We start from the raw sequence: 23,472 nt of genomic DNA, 5'->3' as shown, positions 1-23,472 counted from the left end.
CATGCCTGCCACTCTGGACACCTCGCTGCGACAGGGCACTGATGCGCTGGGTGCAGCACTGAATCTTGACCCCAGAGAATCCCGCCTCGACGCGCAAATCCTGCTGTGCCACGCACTTCAGCAGCCTCGCTCCTGGCTGGCTGCGCATGACCGTGACCCCTTCCTTCCGGAGCAGGCCGCTGCTTTTTCTGCGCTGCTACAACGCCGCCTCCAGGGCGAACCCATTGCTTACATCCTCGGCGAACGCGAGTTCTATAGCCTTGCTTTCAAGGTCACCCCGGCGGTGCTGATTCCGCGCCCGGAAACCGAGTTGCTGGTGGAACTAGCTCTGGAACGCCTGCCTGCCGACGACTCAGTCCGGGTGCTAGATCTAGGTACCGGCAGTGGCGCTGTGGCTGTGACGCTGGCATTGCACCGTCCCTTGGCAAAAGTCATTGCGGTGGATCAATCCTCTACAGCGCTGGAAGTGGCGCGGGAAAATTCGCAGCGGTTGGGTGCAGGCAATCTGAGTCTGATCCAAAGCGACTGGTACAGCGCCCTGAACGGAGAGAAATTCAACCTGATTGTATCCAACCCACCCTACATCGCTGCTGCCGACCCTCACCTGACGCAGGGCGACGTGCGCTTCGAGCCTGCCTCTGCGCTAGCTTCAGGCGAGGACGGCCTCGACGACATCCGGACTATCATCCAGGGTGCTACAGCCCACCTCAAGTCTAACGGCTGGCTGCTGTTCGAACACGGCTACGATCAAGCGGCGGCGTGCCGCAAACTGCTGGCCCAGGCGGGCTTCAAGCAGGTGACCTCGTGTGCCGACCTGGCTGGCATCGAGCGCGTGAGTTATGGCCTATGGGCATCCTGATTTGTAACTTGCATTTTTAATACATCTTATTAAAATAGTCGGACAATTACCCCCGATTAATCGTTTCAAGGAACCCAAAAATGTCTCACAATTGTGCCAACATCATCTCCCCAGACATGCTCTACCCATTCGACGCTCGCGGCGTTGCAAAACGCTTCCGCCACGCAGCCATCTTCGGTGCTCTGGATTCGCTGCATCCAGGCGAAACCATGCGCTTCGTCAACGACCACGACCCACTACCGCTGCTGGCTCAATTGATGGAGCGCTACGGTGACGCCATAGCAATTGTGTACGTCGCCCGCGAACCCGGCCAGATCGTGATTGATTTCAGCCGCAAGTAACGGACAAGGCGAGAAGCGCCACCCGGAATGATGAGCATCGCTTCTCGCCATGTCCGTTCCCTCTCTCCTACCTCTCCCCCAGGAGGGGGAGAGTGATGAAGTATCGCTTCGCGATGTTTATATTAAGTGGGCAGCAGACATGCTGGTGACACTAGCGATAACGGCGTTGGCAAGCTTTGCCGGCGCCGTTATCCTGGCCTGGTTCCAGCCTCTGCCTCCAGCCGCCCACCTCCATCTCGCCCTGGCTGCGGGCGTCATGCCGCTGATCCTGGGTGCAATGAGCCATTTCGTTCCGGTGCTGACGCGAAGCGGAGCGCCCGCTGCCGCCATTCACGCAATCCCCTTGCTGGCGCTGGCTGCTGGCGTACTGGCCGTTTTTTCCTTTATCGCCCCCAACCAAATTTATTATTTCGCCGCACTGCTCGCGCTGGCCGCTGCGACCATGTTTGCCGGCTGGATAGCCAGTCGCGGCCGATCAGCCCTGGGCAAACCCCATCCCTGCCTGCACTGGTACCTCGCCGCGATCGCCTGCCTGATACTGGCGCTGGCGGCAGTGGCGGCCATGGCGCTATGGCCGGAGCAGCGACTGGCGCTGAAGCGACTGCATCTTCATCTCAACACTCTGGGTTTCATTGGGCTGACTGCCATTGCCACCCTGCAGGTACTATTACCCACGGCAGTCGGGCGACCAGATCCGCAGACTGCGAACCGGTTACGTCAGGATTTGAAATGGGCGCTGGGCGGTACGCTGCTGATCTCCGCCGGGGCTGCCTGGCTCACTCCGCTGGCATGGGTGGGCACACTATTGTGGGCGCTGCCGGTGTTGCGACTGGGACAGGCCTGGCTCAAGCTGTATCGCGCTGAAATTCGGCATATCCACGGTGCAGCGCCCTCGTTCGCCACAGCCTTGGCCGGATTTGTCGCCGCCCTGCTATTTGGGGTCCTGCACACAACTGGCGCGCTCCTCCCCAGCGATAGCGCTCATGCCTTCATCCTGGCCTTCCTGTTCCCGCTGGTGACCGGCGCAATCAGTCAGTTGCTGCCGGTCTGGCTAAAACCCGGACCGCAAAATGTCTGGCACGAACAAATGCGGCAACGACTGCAGTGGGGCGGCGGAATACGTGGCCTGCTGTTTCTTGGCGGTGGCCTGCTCCTGGCCGGCGGCTGGCGCGGTGGAATGATACTGGCTGTGGCAGCGCTCGTGCTGTTTCTGCTGCAGTTGATCGGTGCAGCCAGAATCCGGCTTAAGCGATATGACTGATTGTTGCTCTTCCCCAAAATGCACAATACCTCATCCGAATAAGCATCGGTGTCCGGTCAACGGCAAGGAATATGCCGAAGTCCCGGAGAAAACTGTTATCCACCACATAAAGCAGGTGTGGCAACAGGAACCTGGAAGCTGTCGCTACTTTTTTTGCGATGATTCGGCTTGTGATGTCGTCTATTTCGGGGACGATGATTCCGTTGTCCTGAAATCACAGCTCAGAACCTTGGTTGGCGCCAAGGAGGCGTCGAATGATGCACTCGTCTGCTATTGCTTCGGGGTAACAAAAGCGGATGCGTTGCGCGACTCCAAGGCAAGGGATTATGTTGTCTCCCGGACAAAACAGGGACTTTGCTCATGCGAGACAAGCAATCCTTCTGGACGTTGCTGCCTAAAAGGTTTTCCCCGCAGTAAGGACTCTGAATAACCTCAAAAGATCATCGCAAAATTCGTACTTTTTTCTTCTGCAACTTTTACATAACTTTACTCTTACCCGTTCTGGGATATACTAAAATTCAATCGGGCCAATTGAGATTCATTATCATGAATTCAGCAGGACCCCCTACCTCATCGACCCTCCAGAATACGGGTGAATTATTCTCGCATCCCGGCATGAAGGAGACCGTCCTGGCACCTAAAGATTTGCTGGTGGTCTTGCTGGTTCTTCTTTTTTCTCTGTCTTTGACCTTCTGGGGCTGGCACCAGGCCAAACAGGACGAAATCGCTAGCGCACAGAAGATTTTTCAAATCCGCGCGGACGAAGTCAAAACTGCAATTGAAAAGCGCATGGAAACCTACATACAGGTGATGCGTGGCGGAGCTGGCCTGTTTGATGCATCCGTCTCAGTCGATCGGGAAGAATGGCGCGTCTACGTCCAGAAACTTAATCTGAACACCAACTACCCTGGCCTGCAGACGTTGGGCTACCACCAACTTGTCAGCAGAAAAGACAAGGCATCACACGAAAATACCGTGCGTGCGGAAGGCTTTCCCAGCTATGCCATTCATCCTGCCGGGCAACGTCCCGAATACTCCCCCCTGGTATTCACCGAGCCTTTTGCGGAAATGAATCTCAAGGCATTCGGATATGATGCCTATGCAGAATCGAAGCGCCGTGCCGCCCTGGAAACCGCACGCGACACGGGGCAAGCAACTGCCAGCGCAAAAATCACGCTATTGCTGCAGGATGGAAAGCTGAAGCCACAACCCGGTTTTATCATGGCCTATCCCATTTACCGGCATGGCCAACCCACTGCGACCACAGAACAACGCCGCGCCGCCCTTACTGGCTACATTGTTGCGACTTTCCGCATGGCCGACCTGATGGCAGGCATTCTTGGCACAGGCCAACCCACGATCGACATGCATATTTTTGACGGCACCGAACTCTCTCCGGAAAACCAGCTTTACGACAGCGACCAGGCAAACAGTTATAAAAGCAGTTTCAATACCCGCAAAAATGCCACCATCGGGGGTCGAACCTGGACGCTGCTGTTTTCCTCTCTGCCCGCCTTCGATGCCGCCCTGGATCATCAGCGGCCACATACGCTACTCTTATTTGGCGTTATGGTCAGCCTGCTGCTGGCCGCACTGACATGGGCACTGATTGCCGCCCGCACGATGGTGACAGCACGCGCCAATGCGCTAGACAGAATGCAGCAAGCCATGCAGGCCCTGAAGGAAAATGAAACCCTGCTGGACAACATTGTGGAAAATATCCCCATTTCGGTCTTCGTCAAAGACCCCAAGGACGAATTCCGCGTTATCCGCTGGAACAAGGCATCGGAATCTATTTTCAGCTTGCCGCGGGAGCGTGTGCTGGGGCGAAACGCCTATGACAACTGGCCGCGGGAACAGGCCGAGTTTTACCAAGCCTGTGACGAGCAAGCCATGCGGGAAGGGCAAATTGTGGACGTTCCCATCGAAGCCAGTACTTCCGGCATTGCCACCATTTACCTCCACACCCAAAAACTGCCGTTGTTCGACGCCGAAGGCAACCCATCCCACCTGCTTGTGATTTGCGATGACATTACCGAGCGCAAGCGCACCGAAGACCAACTGCGTCTTGCTGCCCAGGTATTTGAAAACAGCGGTGAAGGTATCCTGGTCACCGACCAGGATAACTGTATTATTTCGGTCAACCGGGCCTTCACCACCATCACCGGATATTCGGAACAGGAAGTCATCGGCGCCGATCCAAAAATTCTCAGTTCAGGACAGCAAAACAAAGAATTCTATAAGCTGATGTGGGCAACTCTTCTCGAGTCCGGCCAGTGGAGCGGTGAAATATGGGACCGGCGAAAAGATGGAGAAATCTATCCCAAATGGCTCACGGTCAGCACCATCAAGAATGATGCGGGCCAGGTAGTCAATTACATCGGCTCTTTTTCCGATATCACCGAACGCAAGGCTGCCGAAGCACGTATCCGCTTTCTTGCGGAGCACGATGGGCTTACCCGCCTGCCCAACCGCATGCTGTTTCAGGACCGGTTAAAGCAGGCCGTCGCACATGCCGGACGAAGGCAGGAGCGCCTGGCATTGATGTTCATCGACCTTGATCATTTCAAGAATATCAATGACTCACTCGGCCACAATATTGGCGACCAGTTGTTGCAAGCCGTGGCAAAACGGCTCATTCAGAACGTGCGCGAGGGAGACACGGTGAGCCGACAGGGCGGAGATGAATTCATCATCCTGCTTCCAGATCTCGAAAATGCAGATGATGCGGTCTTGGTGGCAGAGAAACTGCTCACAGCAGTACGGCAGCCCTACCAGTTCGATGGCCAGGAGGTCAATATCAGCTTCAGCATCGGCATCAGCCTTTACCCGGATGACAGCCGTGACATGAATGAGCTGAGAAGGCAGGCCGACGCGGCGATGTATCAGGCAAAGCAGGACGGGCGCAACACTTACCGTCTTTTCACTCGGAGATAATCGCTTAACCTTCGTATTCCTTGCCGTTCGGTTCTCCTATAAACCGTAAACTTCGCTCACTCCGGTACCGGCAATCCGGTCATAGTAGCGCGCGCGGTAGAGCAGGCGCTTCTTGTCCGGCGTGTCATTGAAACCGGCGCGGTCGTGCAACACATTGTTGCTGACCAGCCCCATCCCTGATTCCAGGCGGCCACGGTAAATAAACGGCAAGTCGCTGACGAGAAGTTTTTCCAGAAAGGCGACCGCCGCCAGGGTCAAATCGTCCTGCTTCCACACGATGCTGCGAGTGCGCGCGGTGTAACGCATGTGCAGGTCGCCGCTTTCCGGATGGACGGAAAACACTGGGCCAACCGCATCCGGCCTGGCCACGCCATCCTCTTCGACCCGAGCCGGGATAGTCATGGCATCGGACTGCATCAGGGCACGGATAAAGCCGGGGTTCTCGTCGCGCATCAAAAGGTAGGCGATCTCATGATCCAGCAAGGCATTTTCGCCACCTTCCGCCGAGCTCTGTACGCAATGCAGCTGCAAGCCCCATATCTGGTGCTCCGGCGTATTGTAGTAGCCATCGGTATGCCACTTGATCGGCTTGTTGGAATAGGGGATGAAATCATGGTGCTGCCCGCCCTCCACCACCCTGAGCGAAGTCAGTCCATCATCGTCGGCGAGCATGTTGCAATTCAGCCGCTCCAGTCCATACCGCTTGCCGAGCAGGCGGGGAATGTCCTTATCCGGGTCGGAGCCGGTCTTGCTGGCATAGACCACCATATTGGTTTTCTGACAGACCTGCAGAATCGCCTGATGTTCAGCCTGGGTCAGGCTGCGCGGGTCATTGATTTCGACCAGAATCTGCCCCAGATGGGTAGGGTAGGCTTCCAGCTTACGACTGCGCCATGCCTGATAAGCACTTTCATTTTCGAGTACAAATGGGCTCTGCATGATACCTCTCAAGTTGATGACGAATCACCCTTAGGTGCAAGTTTGGCGTTCTGTTGGTAAATCCGGAAAGCGTTCAGCAGATTAACCTCCAGCAATACCATGGAAGCGCCGAACAGCAACGCTGCCGGATATATCAGCGGCGGCCAGATCACGGACAAGGCGAGCGCAGGCACAGCCGCGAAATGCAGCCACATCTGCCGGCGCATTCCCACTTCCGGCATAATCAGCTTCATGTTCGGCACCCTCACTACGCCCATCAGCAGACTTTGCAGGTGAAACCAGATTAGAAACGGCACGATCTTGTAGAGCATGCCATTCACCACCGACACTGCAAAACCGGCGATAAACAGGAACGCCAGCGCGATGTTATCGCCTTGCATTCCATCCAATACAGGCATGACCTGCCCGGCAACGCCCAATACCAAAGCAAGCAGCAGACACGACATGCCGAAGCGCCAGAACAGCAGCGTTACATCGGACTGCTTGCGGCGTCGCCGCAACTGGAGGCGCAGAGTAACAATCGCAAACACCGTGAAAATACTGGCGACTGCCAAGCCCGCCGCCAACATCACCTTATCCTGTGCCCTCACAGGCAACCAGTAAGCAACCGACAACAGCAGCAAAAGCACAAATAGCGCCGTCGTCAGCCAACGCGTCAGCAACTTGGGGTAGGAAGGAGTAAGCTGAAACATCGGCACCACCTGGTAGGAAACGCCTGCCACCAGCAGCCCGACCCACCCCAGCAAGCCCCAGGTCAAATGAAGATTGGTCAGTCGCACCCTTTCGATCAGCCACCAATCCCAGCCGTAATTACTGGCCAAAGTCAGGCCGAGGGAAACAGTGACCACCAGCGCGCCGACCGCATAACGCATCCCAACCACAGTCGGGTTGGCTGCAGATGCCCGCTTCAGACTCAGACCTACGGCAACGGCAAACACCGTAAATCCGCTGCCCAGCAGAACCATTGCGATGCGCATCGGCCAATTCACGCCGAAGAGAAAACCACCTGCCAGTAGCAACACGCCCGGTACCAGCAAAACATGGACGGTGCGCGCCACGCCCACCGGATGAGCAACCGGCGAACCGGCCACTACCGGCAGCATCTGCATCATGGCACCCACCATTGCCATGCCGAGAAAACCAAGCGTCATCATGTGTGTCAACGCCAGCACTGCCGGCTGCCAGCGGCTCTCCATCAGGGAAGGCCCGTACCACAAAGCAAGCAGGGCGGCCAACAGGCCGAACAGCGGCGCGCTCAGAAAAAAGCGGAACGGCACCAGGATCGGCGGCGCCTGGCTGAAGGAGAGACTGGCTTCCAGCTTCATTCCTGCAGGCCATAGGGCGCAGCAGCCGCATCCCCCTTGCGCCAGATCAGAATCTCGTGATGATCTTCCGACTTGGCTTCGGCCAGATGGTTAAACCCCCGTTTCGACAGCAGCGGGTAGAGCAAACAGGGTTCGCGGTGATGGATCATGCGCACACGTTCGCCTGGCTGCAGCGTTGCAACAGCGTCCAGCACCCTTTCCAGCGGCTCGGGCGGCTCCAGCCCGCGGACATCCAGCACGCGCTCCTGACTCATCGCCGTTTTTCCCGCTACGCGCCCACAGCACGCATCTGTTGCAGCACCACTTCCATTTCACCTGCCAGTGCCCGGTCGGCCATGAGATAGAGCATCTGCTCTTCCTTCATGTTGTGCTGCTGCATCATCACCAGCAGCGTTTCAGCCTGACCCAGAAATTCGTCCCGGTCCTGTTGCTTCACCGCATCGGACATGGCATCGAATAATTCGCGCATCTGGATATGCTCCATCCGCATCACCTGGGTCGGCCCCATGTTCATGCCGGTGTGCTCCTCGAAAGCGGGAAACAGCACCTCTTCCTCCATCTTGAAATGATGGTGCATGGAATCAAGAAAGCTCTGCAAACCGGTAGCGATCGTACTCCAATCCTTGCCGGAAGCAGCTGCTTCCGCCTGCGAGAATAATTCATCGCAGCGATGATGATCGCTGGTCATATAACTGCTGATGGTGTCCATATATAATCCTGCGTACCCAATTAAATGCTGAAGAAAATTAAAAATCAGACCGGACCAGTAAAATCCGATGATTATTTGATATAAAATCTCATGCTCGCCGCCGAATAAACATCCACTTCTATCAGGATGAAAACCCGCGACAGGAAGTGCTCTTATTCTTGTTTAAGCGCTTCTCAGAATCCTTGACCTAAATCAAGGTTGGTTTCTCCCGTATCCACTAAATTGCAGCCTGCATCGTAAAGGATAGAAGAGCCATCTTTGTTCCAAGCAGGGTAACAGAGCAAACCGGTCCCCGGTCTGATAGGGGTATGCAAAAAACGGTTGCTCCATTTAGTTGAATAAGAAGCGAAAAGAAGGTTTCTTGGATTAAGATTAACTTTAGGAGGTAAACATGAGCCAAGCATTTACCAAGTCAATGGCGCGAAACATTTTTTTCGGGGGATCAACATTTTTTTTCCTGCTCCTCGTCGCCCTGACTTTTGACACCATGCAGGTTCTGCCGAAGCGAGACCACCGGGAAAACATCACACCCGCAGTGGAGCGCGGCAAATTGGTATGGGAAAAGAACAACTGCATCGGTTGTCACACACTACTCGGTGAAGGCGCCTACTACGCGCCAGAGCTCGGTAATGTCTACGCACGGCGTGGTGGCGGTGAATTCATCAAGGCCTGGATCAAGAGCCGCCCCGCCGAAGGCACACCAGGCAACCGTCGCCAGATGCCCCAATTCAACCTGACCGATCAGGAACTGGATGACATGGTGGCATTCCTTAAGTGGACCGGTGAAATCAACACCGCCAAATGGCCGCCGAACATCGAAGGTTAATTTTGGCCACCCTGATTTCTTAAAGGCTTAGGAGGAAAACTTATGCAATATCAATCTCAAGCGGTAGCGAAGCCCTACTTCATCGCTGCCATTGGCCTATTCGTCGGACAGATTCTGTTCGGCCTGATCATGGGCCTGCAATACGTAATGGGAGACTTCCTGTTCCCGGCCATTCCCTTCAACGTTGCCCGCATGGTGCATACCAACTTGCTGATCGTGTGGCTGCTGTTCGGCTTCATGGGTGCGGCCTACTACATCATCCCGGAAGAATCGGAACGCGAGTTGTTCAGCCCCAAGCTGGCACTGCTCATGTTCTGGATTTTCTTGGTCGCCGGTGCGGCAACCATCGTCGGTTATCTGATGGTTCCTTACGCCGCTCTGGCCAAGTACACCTTCAACGACTTGTGGCCGACGATGGGGCGCGAGTTCCTGGAACAGCCACTACCCACTAAGTTGGGTATCGTGGTCGTGGCGCTGGCAATGCTCTTCAACATCACCATGACCGTGCTGAAAGGCCGCAAGACCTCGATCAGTATCGTTCTGCTGATGGGCTTGTGGGGCTTGGCGGTGTTCTTCCTGTTCTCCTTCTACAACCCCTCTAATCTGGTGCTGGACAAGTACTTCTGGTGGTGGACCGTGCATCTCTGGGTGGAAGGCGTGTGGGAACTGATCCTCGGCGCGTTGCTGGCTTTCGTCCTGATCAAGGTGACGGGTGTTGACCGCGAAATCATCGAGAAGTGGCTGTACCTGATCATTGCCATGACCCTGATCACCGGCATCGTCGGCATGGGCCACCACTACTTCTGGATCGGTACGCCTGAGTACTGGCAATGGTTTGGCTCGGTGTTCTCCGCACTGGAACCGATTCCTTTCTTCATGATGACCGTGTTTGCGTTCAACATGGTAAATCGTCGCCGTCGCGAGCATCCCAACAAGGCTGCCACGCTTTGGGCCCTGGGCACTGGCGTGATGTCGTTCCTCGGTGCCGGCGTGTGGGGCTTCCTGCACACCCTGGCTCCCGTGAACTTCTACACTCACGGCACCCAGATCACTGCTGCCCACGGCCACATGGCATTCTACGGCGCGTATGTGATGGTAGTTCTGACCATCATCTCCTACGCCATGCCGATGATGCGCGGACGTGCTGCCAACAGCGAAAAGTCCCAGGTACTGGAAATGTGGTCGTTCTGGCTGATGACCGTCTCTATCGTGTTCATCACCCTGTTCCTGACCGCAGCCGGCATCCTGCAAGTGTGGCTGCAACGCGTGTCCACCTCACCGCTTGGTTTCATGGCGGCGCAGGATCAGATCACGCTGTTCTACTGGATGCGTGAGTTCACTGGACTGGTCTTCCTGACCGGCCTGGTTCTCTACATCATCAGTTTCTTTGTTGGAGGCGAAAGCAAGGAAGCCGCTTAAAGTCTGAAAAGGGAGGGGTTCGCCCCTCCCTTTTTTAACTTCAAATACCATACTGTTTTGATAGGCTATTATCCCGGGACGGCAAGCGCTAGAATGTCGCGTTCTGCACCACACCGGTTAGTCCAATTCCGAATAAACAGGAAAACAAGACGGCAAGAACTAAGGCAACCATACAGTACGTACTGTATACCGAGAAGCCCAGGACAAAGCCGGTACAGTAATCATTTTTATTCGGAATCGGAATTAAACATCAATGTCTACTCAAACCCCTACCCTGGATAACCACAAGGCCGGCACCCCGCCTGGCGATCTGGCAATCTGGTTTTTCATATTTGCCGAACTGCTGGCATTCGGCATATTTTTTCTTGCTTACGCCTTTGCCCGTGCCCACAACGTCGAGCTATTCAATGAATCGCAGCAGCACCTCAATCGCGAATCCGGCGCCGTCAATACCGTGGTCCTGATCACCAGCAGCTATTTCGTGGTGCGTGCCGTTGCCGCCATCCGCGAAGGGTTGTCGCGCCAGTGCGCCCACTGGCTGGCCGGCGCTATCGGCCTCGGCGGCGTGTTTCTGGTCATCAAGCTGTTCGAGTTTCACGCCAAATTTTCCGCCGGTATCTCGCTCAGCACCAATACCTTCTACATGTTCTACCTATCGCTCACCATCTTCCACTTCATGCACGTTATCCTCGGCATGGTGATTCTGGCTGCGGTGATGCTCAAGGCGCGGCGCGGCGGCTACAGCGCAGAGCACCACACCGGCGTCGAGACCGGTGCTTCCTACTGGCACATGGTGGATCTTCTGTGGATCATCCTATTCCCCCTGGTTTACGTCATTCGTTAAGGCACTCATGAACAACATCGAAAACCAACGCAGCCAGTTCATCCGTCCCTGCACCCGCGTCTGGCTCGGGCTGCTGGCGCTGACCAGCATCACCTACAGTATCGGCAGGATGGAACTGGGTGGCACGCAAATCGTGATGCTGGTGCTGATCATCACCTTCATCAAGGGCGAAATGGTCGCCGGCTTCTTCATGGGCCTGCGCAGAACCAGCCTGCTGTGGCGCGCCATCATGGCATCCTGGCTGCTGATAGTCGGCGGCGGCATCGCCATCGCCTACCTGACCGGACTCAAATAACTGCAACCAACACGCCCACCCTCTGTCGAAGTGAAAGTACCCTCATGAGTAACGTGCCATTCTACAAACCGCACAGCAATGAAATCGAATTGTTCGAACACGCTTACAGCAACCAGCTGCCATTGCTGATAAAGGGGCCGACCGGCTGCGGCAAAACGCGCTTCGTCGCGCACATGGCAGCCAAACTCAACCGGCCGCTATACACCGTAGCCTGCCATGATGACCTGACAGCCGCCGACCTGGTCGGACGCCATCTGATTGGTGACGGCCGAACTTACTGGAGCGATGGCCCGTTGTCACGAGCAGTGCGCGAAGGAGGAATCTGTTATCTGGACGAGGTGGTGGAGGCACGCAAAGACACGACAGTCGTCCTGCACCCTCTTTCCGACGATAGGCGCATCCTGCCGATCGAGCGCACCGGAGAAATTTTGCAAGCGCCGCCGGAGTTCATGCTGGTGGTGTCGTACAACCCCGGCTACCAGAACTTTCTGAAAGGGATGAAGCCGAGCACGCGCCAGCGCTTCGTTTCCCTGCGCTTCGACTTTCCAGAAAGTGCGCTGGAGCAGGAAATTCTGATCGGTGAAACCGGCGCCGATGCGATGCTGGCGAAGCGTCTGGTCAACCTCGCCAACGCCCTGCGCGCGCTCAAGGAGCACGATCTGGAGGAGGCTGCCAGCACGCGCCTGCTGGTCTATGCCGCGACCCTGATCGGCAGCGGCTTCGACCCGGTGGATGCGTGCCGAGCAGCGATGGTGGAAACCCTGACTGACGATGTAGAAACCGCCGATGCATTGATGGAGATTGTCCATGCCAGTTTCGGAAGATAGCGAACAGGAAATCCCCGGCCAGTCCCTCGCGATCTGGACAGAAGTCCTGTATCTGAGCAACCTGCTGATTGCGCCGGGACTGGCTTTCCTCATCCTGCTCTGGCTGTATTTCAAGCGCAGTGCCAATATGCCGACGCTCGCCCTTTGCCACCTGCGTCAGACGATTTCCGCCAGTGTCTGGGCCGGCGTACTGCTGGTGATTGCCAACATCACCATCATCCTGCTCGGCGGTTATGCCGCGCCAAAGACCTGGGTCATCGTGATCATCTATTTCACCACCTGCCACTCCACCCTGGTGCTGCTCGGCGTGCTCGGCCTGGCCAAGGCGATGGCTGGGCAGAAGTATATCTATCCGCTGGTAGGAAGGCCTTGTGACTAATACTCAGCAAAAGAGACTCTGGTTCCAGGCCGGATTCTTCATTCTGTTCATGCTGGCACCGGTCTTCAATCTGTTCCGCTTCGACCTCAACGTTAAGCACTTCTTCTTCCTAGGCTACAATTGGACGCTAGGGCTAGATGATCTCCTCACCCAGAAAATCAGTGCCGGCGAGGCCGCGCTCAATATCATCCTGCGTGGCGGCCTGCCGATCCTTGGCGTGATCGGCACTGGCATCTGGATTTCGTGGAAATACGGCCGTCTCTACTGCGGCTGGCTGTGCCCGCATTTCTCGGTGGTGGAAACCATTAACAGCGTACTGCGCCGCGCCATCGGCAAGCAGAGCATCTGGGACAAGCACCCCCTGCCGGAACGCAATGCTAACGGCAGCATCACCAGGGCCAACCCCCTTTACTGGCTGGTGGTGGTACCGCTGGCGCTGGCTTTCGCCTTCACTTGGGCGGTGGCGCTGCTTACCTATCTACTGCCGCCGGTCGAGATTTACGGCAACCTGTGGCACGGCGAACTGACTGGCAACCAGGCACGCTTCATCGGCGTCGGCACGCTGCTGTTTTTCATCGAGTTCATGTTTGCGCGCCACCTGTTCTGCCGCTTCGGCTGCGCCGTCGGCCTGTTCCAGTCGCTGGCCTGGATGGGCAACCGCAAGGCAATGGTGATTGGTTTCGACCGCAAGCGCGCCGAATCCTGTATCAACTGTAACGCCGCCTGCGATAACGTCTGCCCGATGCGCATCAAGCCCCGCTCGACCAAGCGCCACATGTTCACCTGCACCCAGTGCGGCCAGTGCGCCAACGCCTGTTCCCAGGTACAGGCCGGCAACCCCAGGGGCACACTACTGAAATGGGTGAACCAGGAATGCGCACTGGACAAATCGACGCGTGATTTCGGCCATCATGAGAACATTCCTGCGCACTGTTTCGGGTCAAGCCAGGGGCCGGACATCAAAACGATCGCCTCGTTACGCGGTGAAATATCGAATAATGATATCTCGTTGAAGAGGACCTCATGAAACGTCACTCCGCCCTGCAACCTCTCTCCCGCGAACATCATGGTGCACTGGTCCTGGCGCTGGCATGCACGCGCGCAGCAAATTCCGGCAGCGCTGAAAAAATCCACGCCGCCTGTGAACGGGTAGCACGTCAATTCAACACCGATCTGGAGCCGCACTTTCATCAGGAGGAGGAAGCCCTGCTCCCACTGTTGCGGGACGCCGGCCAGGACGAACTGGTTCGCCGCACCCTGGATGACCATGCACGACTGCGCGCCATGGCGAAGGCGTTGTGTGGCCGCGATACGCTCTGCCTGGGAGAGTTTGGCAAGACACTGTCCGACCACGTCCGCTTTGAGGAGCAGGAACTGTTTCCGACCACCGAACAGGTGGTGCCAAATGAGCTGCTCATGGCTGCCCTGGGCGCAGACTGAAAACGGGGAGACTCAGCCGTGGTTCTGCTTAAGCCGCTTCCATAAGCTTGTACGTGACATACCCAATCTGCGTGCGGCTTCGGCCTTGTTTCCCCCTGTTTCGGCAAGCACACGGGCAATGACTTCCATTTCGTTTTCAGCCTGCTGAGGAGGGCGGTAATATTGGCGCACCAGCATTGGTTCAGGTGATCTTGCGACCGGTGAAGATTGAGGTACCGATTGAACTTCAGGCGGAAGGTGCGACAGCAGGATGTTCGGACCATCCGCATTCACTACCGCATATTCAAGCGCATTGAACAGCTGCCTGATGTTTCCGGGCCAATCGTAGGCTTCCAGGGCAAGCAACGTTTCATGGGCAAGCCTCATGTTATCCCGCTTGTACCTGTTTCCCAGATCATTAAGCAGCTTGTTGGCGAGCATGGCAATGTCTTCTTTGCGGTCACGCAGAGCCGGGACATGCAAAGGGAGGACGCGCAATCGGTAATAGAGGTCTTCGCGAAATTCCCCGCGCTCAACCATTGTGGTCAGATTTCGGTGCGTAGCCGCGATGACGCGGACATTGACCGGACGGGCATGATTTTCGCCCAATCGCACCACCTCCCGTTCCTGCAATACGCGCAACAATTTCACTTGAGTGCCCAGCGAAATTTCGCCGATTTCGTCCAGTAGCAAGGTTCCACCTTCTGCGGCTTCGAAACGACCAATTTTTGCCAATGTCGCGCCAGTAAAAGCCCCCTTGGCATAGCCAAAGAGTTCTGATTCGAGGAGATTTTCTGGTAGCGAGGCACAGTGCACCGGAACATAAGGCCCTTTGCAACGGTCCGAATTGTCATGCAGCGCCTTGGCGACCAATTCTTTTCCTGTTCCGCTCTCGCCTGTCAGCAGCACGCTGGCATTGCTCGGGGCTGCCCGCATTATTTGCGTATACAGTTTCTGCATCGCGGGGCTGTGGCCCACCATGCTGCCAAGCTGCAGGCGTTCTGTCACTTCCTGCTCCAGTTCCACCTCGTGCGAGCGGTCGCGTAAAATAATCGCGCAATACAATGGCAGGTTTTCCGCTGGCGGGAGCAATATGGCCCACATGCGCAGAAATACAGAAGTATTATCCGGCCGCGGCAGCACGATATTCTGAGTAATATCGCCTGCCTTCCAATCGGGGGTCAGCGCGCAGCTCCCCCGTTTTTCGCAAGCCTGTGCGCACTCTGTCCCCTTGAAGATGCTGGGGCATAGCAGACTAACCAGGTTCGCATCTTCGTGCCCGATCATCTGCGTTGCTGCCCGGTTAACCGCCACCACCTTCCGGTTCTTATCCAAAAACAGCACGCCTTCTTCCAGGCTGTCCAGAAACAACTTCAGCATGGGGATCGTCATCATAATTAACATCCTGTTGTTCACAATAAACGTTACTTTACATGTTTATTGTGAACGATTGCAACATTTTATTCTTAGCACAAATCACAAATAACACATAAAAACAGCATGATGCAATTCATGGCACGGTTCTGGCTATTAGGTCACTGCGGTTTACGATACATCAGGTAAACACGATTTTTTAAAACCAGAAAGGGAATCATCATGAAAAGCAAATTTGCACGGACCTTAACCGTGGCATTTGTCGGCCTCGCCGCCCCCTCTGCCAAGTCCGCCTATAACGATGGCTTGTCCTGTTCCGACTGGAGCTTCAACACCCCGGGTTGTTCGGCTTACGTTAACTAATCCATGCCCGGAAGCATCGAGTTAAGCTACTGATCCCTCCTTCCCCCGGAGATAGGTAGCGGTAGCTCTTAACCTCAAAGCCAGCAGGAAACAACATGCTCACCGAGAAAGAAGTTCGAACTGTTCTGCGTAGCGTTATCGACCCGGAAGTCGGGATGAATATCATCGATCTGGGCCTGGTGTACGACGTGGAAATTTCGGATAACAGGCTGCATGTCGATCTAACCATGACCACGCCGGCCTGCCCGATGGGAGAAATGATACTCGATGATGTCCATGAAATGCTGGCAGCGCTGGCACCAACTGACGTAGAAATCGACATCGAGCTAGTCTGGGATCCACCATGGAGTCCGGACAAGATGAGTGAGCACGCACGCAAACATTTAGGCTGGAGTTAGCCCCCCTCAAACCACAGGAGATTTATCATGACGACCACATCCACCAAAACCACCGTCGACGTCCGCACCATTGCGCCGCGCGACCGCCATCCACTGATTTTCGGCACCTTCTCCAGCCTGGCTCAGGACGAAGCCCTGCTCCTGATCAACGACCACGACCCAAAACCGCTTTACTATCAATTCCAGGCCGAGCATGGCGGCGAGTTCAGTTGGGAATATCTGGAAGAAGGCCCCGATGTATGGCGAGTGCGTATCGGCCGCGTCGCGGCCTGCTGTTCCTGAGCCGAGAAAAACCATGCGACCCGGCAACCTGGGCGTTCCGTTCCGACTGCCGCTCCTGATTCTGGGATTCGCCTCCCTGGTATCGGGTGTGCTGGCCGGCTTGGCGCGGCTGGGCTGGAGCGTGCCGCTTCCCTCGGCACAACTGGCCTTGCTGCATGGGCCGCTGATGGTGTCGGGCTTTCTCGGCACCGTCATCGGGCTGGAGCGGGCAGTCGCCATGGGGCGCCGCTGGGCCTATGCCGGGCCGCTGCTAACCGGGCTGGGCGGCATTGCCATCCTGCTCGGCTTTCCGCCTTCCATAGGGGCGACGGCCATAGCGCTGGGCAGTGCCGTGCTATTCACCGGGACCACCCTGATCATGCTGCGCCAGCGTGAACTGTTCATGCTCACCATGGCTCTGGGCGCTCTTAGCTGGCTGGCCGGCAACCTGCTGTGGCTGGCCAGCACCCCGGTGTCGGGGGTGGTGACGCTATGGATCAACTTCCTGGTACTGACCATCGCCGGTGAGCGACTGGAACTGTCCCGCTTCCTGCCCCCCTCGCCAGTTGCCAAACGAATTTTTGCGGCCATTCTTGCAATGCTCCTGGCGGGCGGTTTTCTCAGCGGAACCGACACCGGCATCATCCTGTATGGTACCGGACTGCTCGGACTGGCTTTATGGCTGCTACGCCAGGACATCGCGCGACGCACGGTAAAGGAACGGGGGTTAACCCGCTTCATCGCCGTCTGCCTGCTCTCCGGCTACGCCTGGCTTGCCATCGGCAGCATTACGCTGCTCGCTGCCGGCAGCTTGGCCGGGGTGGCCTATGATGCGGTGCTGCACGCCATCCTGATTGGTTTCGTGTTCTCGATGGTATTTGGCCACGCACCGGTGATATTTCCCGCCGTGGTCCGGGTCAGGATGCCCTATCACTGGACTTTCTATCTGCCGCTGCTGGCGCTGCATGCATCGCTGCTGGTGCGCCTTGCCGGCGATAGACTGGCGCTGCCCGATTTGCGCAGCCTCGGCGGATTGTTGAACGCAGTTGCGCTGGTACTGTTCATTTTTAGCACCGTCAGCAGTGTGATCCGCGGCTTCCGGACAAACCGGAATTAAATCTGACTATCAAGGAGATAAACATGTTTACCCAATGGAAAATAATTGCCGCAACCCTGACCGCCGCCGCACTGCTGAGCGCAGGCGCACAGCCAGTCCTGGCCCAGAATCACGATCATTCCCACGGCACGGCCGGGCCGGCACAGCTCACCCTCAACAATGGCCAGAAATGGGCCACCGACGACAATCTGCGCCAGGGTATGAGCCGCATCCGCGACGCACTGGCAGCGGAACTCCCGGTGATCCAGGCCGGCAAGGCCACAATGGAACAGTACCGGACGCTGGCACAGAAGACCAATGATCAGATTGCATTCATGGTGCTAAACTGCAAACTGAGTCCTGACGCGGATGCCATGCTCCATCTCATACTGGCCGACATCATCGCCGGCGCGGATGCCATGAAGGGGGGGGGGAAAGGCAACGAAGTACGGAAAGGCGCGGAAAATATCGCCCACGCCCTGGATAATTATGAAACCTATTTTGACCATCCCGGCTGGCATGGAGTGACATTCTCCCGATCGAAGTAAACGCTCATATCTACATCGAGGACGAAAACAGAATGAAAGGAAATCGATTTTTAAGCTATGACTGGGACGCTATTGCCGGAGTGCTGGCGGCGGTGGCGGCAATCATACTGCATCTGCTGCACATTGTGGACGAGCACATCATCCTCCCCATCGTGCTCGCCCTGATGGCGCTCCTGTTCATCAGCTTCATGCGCCACGAGCGCAACAATGAGCGTACCGCCGGGCAAGTGGAACAGATCCAGAGAATGTCAGCGAAGATCAAATCATCCCTGACCATTCCGGACGTAGTGTTGATCGGTCCACGCCAACTGCGTACAGTGAGCGAGCAGTTCGCACGTGGCATGCACGGGGAGGCGATATTGTTCAATGTCTGCCTGTCAATGTACCGAACGCAGATGCTTTTCGATATACTTCTGCGCCCCGCAATCGAGAACTCTCAAGTAACTTCCATCCATTTCGTCCTCGATGAAAGCCAAAAAGAACTATGGCAAACGGAGATTCTACCGAAGATCACTGCCTGTAGTGGTGGCAGCAAGGTGCGGGAACCTCATTGGTGCAATCTCAGCAAGAACTTGTCTTTTATCCTTGCCGACACCCAACCCGACGGCGCAACCGAAGCCCTGCTGAGTTTCTGGGGTGAGCCATTCATGGCCCAGTCCACCGAACGGAACGTTCCTCGCTATGTTTTTCATGTCCAGGCGCATTCTGAGCTACTGCCCCATTTCGTCGAACTGGAGCGAAACTGCCGCTTGCGTGGTTGAGTAAGGCTACATGGAAGGTGTGCCCGGCTTCTTGATGCAGAGCAAGGCTGCCCAAAAAAAACGGCGTAAACTACCGCATTTACCCTCACTCAGCAATCGGACATGGAAGAAACAGTCGGCGCTCTCTGGCACAAGCTCATCACCGGCGCAGCGGAGAAGCGCTATCCGCAGGAAGCGGTGACCCTCACAAGCATCGGCAAGGCCGCCGGCATCTTCTTCCGCGCGCTCGGCGGCGATAGCGGTCTCAGCGTCAGCGCCGCCAGCGCGACCGAACACGGTGCACGCCGCAGTCTGAAGCAACGCATTGCCGGCAGCGGCGCAAGAACCGAACTGACCTGGCTTGACGAAAACACCTTGCGCCTGCCCTCAGCACTCGACATCCTGCCACAGCGCAGCCTCAACCGTGATCTCTACCTGTGGCTGATTGCACTGGCGGCTGTGGACGAACCCGGTCACACCGCCTGGGTGGTACGCAGCCAGCAGGCCACCCTGACAGTATTCGACCGTTTCCCCGGCATGCGCTCGCGCTACCAGCGCCTGCTCGATGCCACGCTGGCATTGCGCCCCGACCCGGCCAAGCTGCCGGAAGACGAAGCGGCCATGGAACAGGCCATCCGCGCCGCGCTGGCCAACCCGGGCAGCATAGACAAGCTGCCGCGCGCCAGTCGGCCACCCTATCCGGTGCATCTGTGGCTGCACCCCAACCCGCCGCGCACATCACCGAGCCAGGCCGGCGGCAAGGCTCCCCCATCCGGCGAGCCGCAGCAGGAAGGCGACGGCAAGAGCAAAAAAACCGATGACACCAAACGCCGCCAGGCTGAACGGGTGGACATGCCGGACAACAAGAACCCCTTCATCCTGTTCTTCCGCGCCGAAAGCATTTTCAGCTGGGCCGAATACGTCAAGGCCAACCGTCCGACCGAAGACAACAACGACCCGGCTGCCGACCCGGCCGCCGATGACCTCAACCACCTGAGCGTGGCGCAGGACGGCAAGAGCGTTGCCTCGCGCCTCAGGTTCGACCTCGACCTGCCTTCCGCAGCACAGGACGACATGCCGCTCGGGCAGGGCATTCTGCTACCGGAGTGGCACTACAAGAAGCAGATTCTGCAGCCCAACCACTGTTGCCTGCAGCCGATGGTCGCGCGCGAAGCGGCGCCCTGCGCCCTGCCACACCACCTCGCAGCCACCGCGCGCCGCATCCGCAGCCAGTTCGAGGCGCTGACCCCGGCGCGGGTATGGGTCAGGGGCCAGTTCGACGGCACCGAGCCCGACCTGGACGCTTGCGTCCAGTTCACCGCCGACCGCCTCACCGGCCACGCCGCCGAGCGCGGCCTGTACCGCGCCCACCACTACCGCGATCGTGACCTCGCCTGTTTACTGCTGGCCGATTTATCGCTCTCCACTGACGCCTGGGTGAGCGATACCGCCCGTGTCATCGACGTCGTCCGCGACAGCCTGTACCTGTTCGCCGAGGCGCTCTCCGCCACCGGCGACCGCTTCAGCCTGTACGGGTTTTCCTCGTTGAAGCGCGAAAACGTGCGCTTTCACGTCATCAAGGAATTCGGCGAGAAATACAACGCCAGCGTGCGCGGTCGCATCCAGGCCATCAAGCCCGGCTACTACACTCGCATGGGCGCCGCCATCCGTCACGCCAGTCAGCTTTTGGCGAAGCAGCAGGCCACGCAAAGGATTTTATTTATCCTCACCGACGGAAAACCCAACGACCTTGACCAGTATGAAGGACGCTACGGCATCGAAGACACCCGCGTCGCCCTGCTCGAAGCACGGCAGATGGGGCTGCGTCCATTCTGCGTCACGATCGACGAAAAGGCCGGCAGCTACCTGCCGCACTTGTTCGGCATCGGCGGATATGTTGTAATCAGGAAACCATCGGAACTGCCGAAACAGCTGCCACTGCTGTATGCGCAGCTGACCCGCTAACTAGCCGACCCCTCCATGCACCTGACCCGCTACACCGACTATTCCCTGCGCACACTGATCTATCTCGGCACGAGACCGGAAAAGCTCGCCACCATCGGCGAAATCGCCACCTATCACGACATCTCGCGCAACCACTTGATGAAGGTGGTGCACCAGCTCGGCGCAAACGGCTATATCGACACCCTGCGAGGCAAAGGCGGCGGCATCAGACTGGCGCGCCCGCCGAAGCAGATCGTAGTGGGCGACGTGGTGCGCAGCATGGAAGAGAACATGGACATCGTTGCCTGCTTCCAGCCCGACTTCAACGCCTGCGTTCTGGCACCCGCCTGCCGCCTGAAAACCGCCATGAGCGAGGCCCTGCAAAGCTTTCTTGCGACGCTGGATCTGTATACCCTGGCCGATCTGATCGGCGAACAGCAGAAAGACATGAAATAAAAATGAGCGAAGACCGGCTAGTCGATATCGAAATCAAGCTCACCCACCAAGAGAATACGGTAGAAGAATTAAACCAGGTGGTCTGCCAGCAACAACAAAAAATCGACCACCTGGAGGCAATTTGCGATGCGCTGATCCAGCATGTCAAGGAATTATCAGACGGTGCCGCTGAACAGCGCACAACGAACGAATCCCCTCCCCATTATTAGTGGGCAGTCAACACGAAACGTCGGCACGCAAAATGTAGGTTGGGTTAGGCGCAGCTTTTTGCGCCGTAACCCACCAGAAGTAGGTGCCTCTAGGCGACAAACCCAAGCATCAAAACCAACATTTTGAAGGAAGGTTCAGTTTGTTGGGTTACGCGATAAAGCCGCTCAACCCAACCTACATCCCGGCTGCATCTACCGCTTCAAGTCCCGGTAGAAGTTTTCATGCGGCCCAACGGCTTCCAGATAAATCAAGCGAACACCTTCATCTAGCGTGTAGCCCAGCAGATACAATTGCCCTCCGCTGCGAAACTTGAAGACACGCAACGCGGCCAGATCACCTTTCTTGCGCTCCCCGATTTCTGGGTTTTGCCTGACTTCATCGACTGCGGAATCCACATCGGCGGCGGTATTGTCATGCAGCTTTTTATATTGCCGTGAAAACCGCCGGGTTTGCTGGACTGTCCACGTCATCCGCGACGACTCCGGGGCACGAACGGCTGGGACTGGTCACGCGATTCGCCCATCGAAGCCAAAGACTCTGCCACGAAACTGACCGGCAGATCGGGGTTATCCAGCGCAGCCCGGCCTACCCGCGCCCAGAACTCGATTTGTCCTGCAATGGATCGATGCTCCAGCGTCGCGTCTTGCTTGGCTTGCTCATATAGTTCCTGATTGATCCTAATTGAAGTGCTTGCCGACATTCCAATACCTCCGATATGTATTACCACATTTGTGGTATAAGTATAGCTCTGCCATTTGCAAAAGAAAACCCCGCCTCCTGGATGAGAGACGGGGTTTTGATTTGCCGTACCCTCGGAGAGTTGAGGGCTGGAGAGGGTTAGATAATCGGGCTACGTCCCCTATTTACGAATTCACCGGTGCTGCGCGGCCTTATCACGTAGCGTCCGGTGGAAGGATGGGTTGCCGGAGGTCCCTCTCGACCGAAAAGTTAGGTGGCAGCATCGGCAGGCAGCCAGAAGTCTTTTCCGGCTCTCGAAAGCTGCTCGTCAAGCATGTCCCAGGCAAATCCGGCATTCCTGATCAACAGGCCCAGTGCCTCCACCAAATTCTGCATCGCGTCGATTGCGCGTCTTAGATCAGCCCACTTAATCCCGAGATTGCCGATGTCTACAGGCTGATACTTGTCGGCGACATGCTGAACCTCTGTATGTGCCGTGATCTTGTCGCGGATAGTGAGGAAGCCGCTCATATGACCGCTTGTAGCCAGCTCATTCCACGTGGTTCTTCCGGCCGCGAGGATTTCATCAAACTGAGTACGCCTTTCATCCTGCTCTCGCAGCTTCATCCGTCGAAGGACAGCAACGATCTCCGGATCGGTCTCTTCCTCCACCGACGGCAAGTGCCACACGGCGAACCGCTCACGCAATGACGACGTAAGGCTGGAATCGTCTAGCGCCGCCATCAGGTTCTTGATGCTTGGAGTTCTCTCGTCACTGTCGAACGACAGCTTCGCGATGTCCTGCGCGCACGACAAGAACAACGAATGTCGGAGCGTCAGGAAGCCCCGAGCTTGACGCCCTGCGCCTCGAAGCTTTGGCACTTGTTGATCAAACAGCATTGGCTCAAGAAGTGCATACCTTTCTCGCAACCGGATGAACGCATCGAGCAGGTGGCTAGTGTGACCTTCGAGCTTTTCGATCTGTGTGGGCATCTCTCTGCAGCCTAAGGTGGAGTTGAGGCGC

Annotated in this window: 30 protein-coding genes; 22 read left to right on the top strand and 8 right to left on the bottom strand. The window is 56.8% G+C overall.

The features are described 5' to 3' along the window. Position 1: 1 nt before the first annotated feature. The 5 genes from prmC (at position 2) to SCD_RS15545 (ending at position 5,398) form a co-directional block, all read left to right on the top strand. Positions 2 to 859: a peptide chain release factor N(5)-glutamine methyltransferase gene (gene prmC, locus SCD_RS02315; protein ID WP_009206739.1), complete on the top strand. Its 858-nt coding sequence runs from the start codon at positions 2 to 4 to the stop codon at positions 857 to 859. A gap of 80 nt (positions 860 to 939) precedes the next feature. Continuing rightward, positions 940 to 1,200 carry a DUF2249 domain-containing protein gene (locus tag SCD_RS02310; RefSeq protein ID WP_009206740.1) on the top strand — a complete coding sequence of 87 codons (261 nt, stop codon included), beginning with the start codon at positions 940 to 942 and terminating at the stop codon, positions 1,198 to 1,200. A gap of 139 nt (positions 1,201 to 1,339) precedes the next feature. Further along, positions 1,340 to 2,461, top strand: a complete 1,122-nt coding sequence (locus SCD_RS02305; RefSeq protein WP_009206741.1) for a hypothetical protein — start codon at positions 1,340 to 1,342, stop codon at positions 2,459 to 2,461. Continuing rightward, positions 2,454 to 2,891, top strand: a complete 438-nt coding sequence (locus SCD_RS17090) for a putative iron-sulfur cluster-binding metallochaperone (protein WP_408645535.1) — start codon at positions 2,454 to 2,456, stop codon at positions 2,889 to 2,891. The genes SCD_RS02305 and SCD_RS17090 overlap by 8 nt, the downstream gene beginning before the upstream one ends. 185 nt (positions 2,892 to 3,076) lie before the next feature. Beyond that, positions 3,077 to 5,398, top strand: coding sequence for a bifunctional diguanylate cyclase/phosphodiesterase (locus SCD_RS15545; protein ID WP_009206742.1), 2,322 nt, complete (start codon positions 3,077 to 3,079; stop codon positions 5,396 to 5,398). Between the two features lie 36 nt (positions 5,399 to 5,434). Here SCD_RS15545 and SCD_RS02295 read toward each other — a convergent pair whose 3' ends face one another. The 4 genes from SCD_RS02295 to SCD_RS02280 are packed head-to-tail and all read right to left on the bottom strand — an operon-like array spanning position 5,435 to position 8,371. Further along, positions 5,435 to 6,337 carry a TauD/TfdA family dioxygenase gene (locus SCD_RS02295; RefSeq protein ID WP_009206743.1) on the bottom strand — a complete coding sequence of 301 codons (903 nt, stop codon included), beginning with the start codon at positions 6,335 to 6,337 and terminating at the stop codon, positions 5,435 to 5,437. Positions 6,338 to 6,345: 8 nt separating this feature from the next. Beyond that, complete coding sequence (locus tag SCD_RS02290) at positions 6,346 to 7,662, bottom strand: hypothetical protein (protein WP_009206744.1); 1,317 nt, start codon at positions 7,660 to 7,662, stop codon at positions 6,346 to 6,348. Further along, entirely contained in the window at positions 7,659 to 7,916 is a 258-nt protein-coding gene (locus SCD_RS02285; protein ID WP_009206745.1) for a DUF2249 domain-containing protein, read from the bottom strand. Before SCD_RS02285 ends, SCD_RS02290 begins: the two co-directional genes overlap by 4 nt. 14 nt (positions 7,917 to 7,930) lie before the next feature. After that, complete coding sequence (locus SCD_RS02280; RefSeq protein ID WP_009206746.1) at positions 7,931 to 8,371, bottom strand: hemerythrin domain-containing protein; 441 nt, start codon at positions 8,369 to 8,371, stop codon at positions 7,931 to 7,933. A 391-nt stretch (positions 8,372 to 8,762) separates the two neighbouring features. Here SCD_RS02280 and SCD_RS02275 point away from each other — a divergent pair, with 391 nt between their 5' ends. The 8 genes from SCD_RS02275 to SCD_RS02240 all read left to right on the top strand — a co-directional run bounded on the left by SCD_RS02275 (position 8,763) and on the right by SCD_RS02240 (position 14,401). After that, positions 8,763 to 9,197 carry a c-type cytochrome gene (locus tag SCD_RS02275; RefSeq protein WP_009206747.1) on the top strand — a complete coding sequence of 145 codons (435 nt, stop codon included), beginning with the start codon at positions 8,763 to 8,765 and terminating at the stop codon, positions 9,195 to 9,197. 42 nt (positions 9,198 to 9,239) lie between these two features. Continuing rightward, positions 9,240 to 10,616 carry a cbb3-type cytochrome c oxidase subunit I gene (locus tag SCD_RS02270; RefSeq protein WP_009206748.1) on the top strand — a complete coding sequence of 459 codons (1,377 nt, stop codon included), beginning with the start codon at positions 9,240 to 9,242 and terminating at the stop codon, positions 10,614 to 10,616. Positions 10,617 to 10,869: 253 nt separating this feature from the next. Next, on the top strand, positions 10,870 to 11,460 hold the full coding sequence (locus tag SCD_RS02265; RefSeq protein ID WP_009206749.1) for a cytochrome c oxidase subunit 3 family protein: 591 nt from the start codon (positions 10,870 to 10,872) through the stop codon (positions 11,458 to 11,460). 7 nt (positions 11,461 to 11,467) lie between these two features. Beyond that, a complete protein-coding gene (locus tag SCD_RS02260) occupies positions 11,468 to 11,755 on the top strand; it encodes a cytochrome C oxidase subunit IV family protein (protein WP_009206750.1) in 288 nt (95 codons plus the stop codon). Between the two features lie 44 nt (positions 11,756 to 11,799). Next, positions 11,800 to 12,582: a CbbQ/NirQ/NorQ/GpvN family protein gene (locus SCD_RS02255; protein WP_009206751.1), complete on the top strand. Its 783-nt coding sequence runs from the start codon at positions 11,800 to 11,802 to the stop codon at positions 12,580 to 12,582. Beyond that, entirely contained in the window at positions 12,563 to 12,961 is a 399-nt protein-coding gene (locus SCD_RS02250) for a hypothetical protein (protein ID WP_009206752.1), read from the top strand. Before SCD_RS02255 ends, SCD_RS02250 begins: the two co-directional genes overlap by 20 nt. Continuing rightward, on the top strand, positions 12,954 to 13,988 hold the full coding sequence (locus SCD_RS02245) for a 4Fe-4S binding protein (protein WP_009206753.1): 1,035 nt from the start codon (positions 12,954 to 12,956) through the stop codon (positions 13,986 to 13,988). Before SCD_RS02250 ends, SCD_RS02245 begins: the two co-directional genes overlap by 8 nt. Then, positions 13,985 to 14,401 (top strand): hemerythrin domain-containing protein, encoded by a 417-nt coding sequence (locus SCD_RS02240; protein WP_009206754.1) that lies wholly within the window; start codon positions 13,985 to 13,987, stop codon positions 14,399 to 14,401. Before SCD_RS02245 ends, SCD_RS02240 begins: the two co-directional genes overlap by 4 nt. 12 nt (positions 14,402 to 14,413) lie before the next feature. Here SCD_RS02240 and SCD_RS02235 read toward each other — a convergent pair whose 3' ends face one another. Continuing rightward, positions 14,414 to 15,775: a sigma-54 interaction domain-containing protein gene (locus tag SCD_RS02235; protein ID WP_009206755.1), complete on the bottom strand. Its 1,362-nt coding sequence runs from the start codon at positions 15,773 to 15,775 to the stop codon at positions 14,414 to 14,416. A gap of 201 nt (positions 15,776 to 15,976) precedes the next feature. Between SCD_RS02235 and SCD_RS16515 the strand changes: the two genes are divergently transcribed. The 9 genes from SCD_RS16515 (at position 15,977) to SCD_RS02195 (ending at position 21,769) form a co-directional block, all read left to right on the top strand. Continuing rightward, positions 15,977 to 16,117 carry a hypothetical protein gene (locus SCD_RS16515; RefSeq protein ID WP_009206756.1) on the top strand — a complete coding sequence of 47 codons (141 nt, stop codon included), beginning with the start codon at positions 15,977 to 15,979 and terminating at the stop codon, positions 16,115 to 16,117. 95 nt (positions 16,118 to 16,212) lie between these two features. Beyond that, a complete protein-coding gene (locus SCD_RS02230; RefSeq protein ID WP_009206757.1) occupies positions 16,213 to 16,515 on the top strand; it encodes a metal-sulfur cluster assembly factor in 303 nt (100 codons plus the stop codon). Positions 16,516 to 16,542: 27 nt separating this feature from the next. Continuing rightward, positions 16,543 to 16,797 carry a DUF2249 domain-containing protein gene (locus SCD_RS02225; protein WP_009206758.1) on the top strand — a complete coding sequence of 85 codons (255 nt, stop codon included), beginning with the start codon at positions 16,543 to 16,545 and terminating at the stop codon, positions 16,795 to 16,797. Between the two features lie 13 nt (positions 16,798 to 16,810). Next, entirely contained in the window at positions 16,811 to 17,893 is a 1,083-nt protein-coding gene (locus SCD_RS02220; protein WP_009206759.1) for a hypothetical protein, read from the top strand. A gap of 23 nt (positions 17,894 to 17,916) precedes the next feature. Then, positions 17,917 to 18,420, top strand: a complete 504-nt coding sequence (locus SCD_RS02215) for a hypothetical protein (protein ID WP_009206760.1) — start codon at positions 17,917 to 17,919, stop codon at positions 18,418 to 18,420. A gap of 32 nt (positions 18,421 to 18,452) precedes the next feature. Then, entirely contained in the window at positions 18,453 to 19,181 is a 729-nt protein-coding gene (locus SCD_RS02210; RefSeq protein WP_009206761.1) for a hypothetical protein, read from the top strand. A gap of 102 nt (positions 19,182 to 19,283) precedes the next feature. Beyond that, the gene (locus SCD_RS02205) at positions 19,284 to 21,125 is read left to right on the top strand and encodes a nitric oxide reductase activation protein NorD (RefSeq protein ID WP_009206762.1); all 1,842 of its coding nucleotides are present in this window, start codon (positions 19,284 to 19,286) and stop codon (positions 21,123 to 21,125) included. Positions 21,126 to 21,140: 15 nt separating this feature from the next. After that, a complete protein-coding gene (locus SCD_RS02200; RefSeq protein ID WP_009206763.1) occupies positions 21,141 to 21,560 on the top strand; it encodes an Rrf2 family transcriptional regulator in 420 nt (139 codons plus the stop codon). 2 nt (positions 21,561 to 21,562) lie between these two features. Next, positions 21,563 to 21,769, top strand: coding sequence for a SlyX family protein (locus SCD_RS02195; RefSeq protein WP_009206764.1), 207 nt, complete (start codon positions 21,563 to 21,565; stop codon positions 21,767 to 21,769). A 192-nt stretch (positions 21,770 to 21,961) separates the two neighbouring features. Here the strand turns inward: SCD_RS02195 and SCD_RS02190 are convergent, their stop codons facing one another. The 3 genes from SCD_RS02190 to SCD_RS02180 form a co-directional block, all read right to left on the bottom strand. Next, the gene (locus tag SCD_RS02190; RefSeq protein ID WP_009206765.1) at positions 21,962 to 22,240 is read right to left on the bottom strand and encodes a type II toxin-antitoxin system RelE/ParE family toxin; all 279 of its coding nucleotides are present in this window, start codon (positions 22,238 to 22,240) and stop codon (positions 21,962 to 21,964) included. Further along, a complete protein-coding gene (locus tag SCD_RS02185) occupies positions 22,237 to 22,470 on the bottom strand; it encodes a ParD-like family protein (RefSeq protein WP_009206766.1) in 234 nt (77 codons plus the stop codon). Before SCD_RS02185 ends, SCD_RS02190 begins: the two co-directional genes overlap by 4 nt. Positions 22,471 to 22,718: 248 nt before the next feature. Then, the gene (locus tag SCD_RS02180; RefSeq protein ID WP_009206767.1) at positions 22,719 to 23,441 is read right to left on the bottom strand and encodes an AbiU2 domain-containing protein; all 723 of its coding nucleotides are present in this window, start codon (positions 23,439 to 23,441) and stop codon (positions 22,719 to 22,721) included. Between the last annotated feature and the right edge of the window lie 31 nt (positions 23,442 to 23,472).

This window comes from Sulfuricella denitrificans skB26 (assembly GCF_000297055.2).
Taxonomy (GTDB): Bacteria; Pseudomonadota; Gammaproteobacteria; order Burkholderiales; family Sulfuricellaceae; genus Sulfuricella; species Sulfuricella denitrificans.
This window is presented reverse-complemented; position numbering and strand designations above follow the sequence as displayed.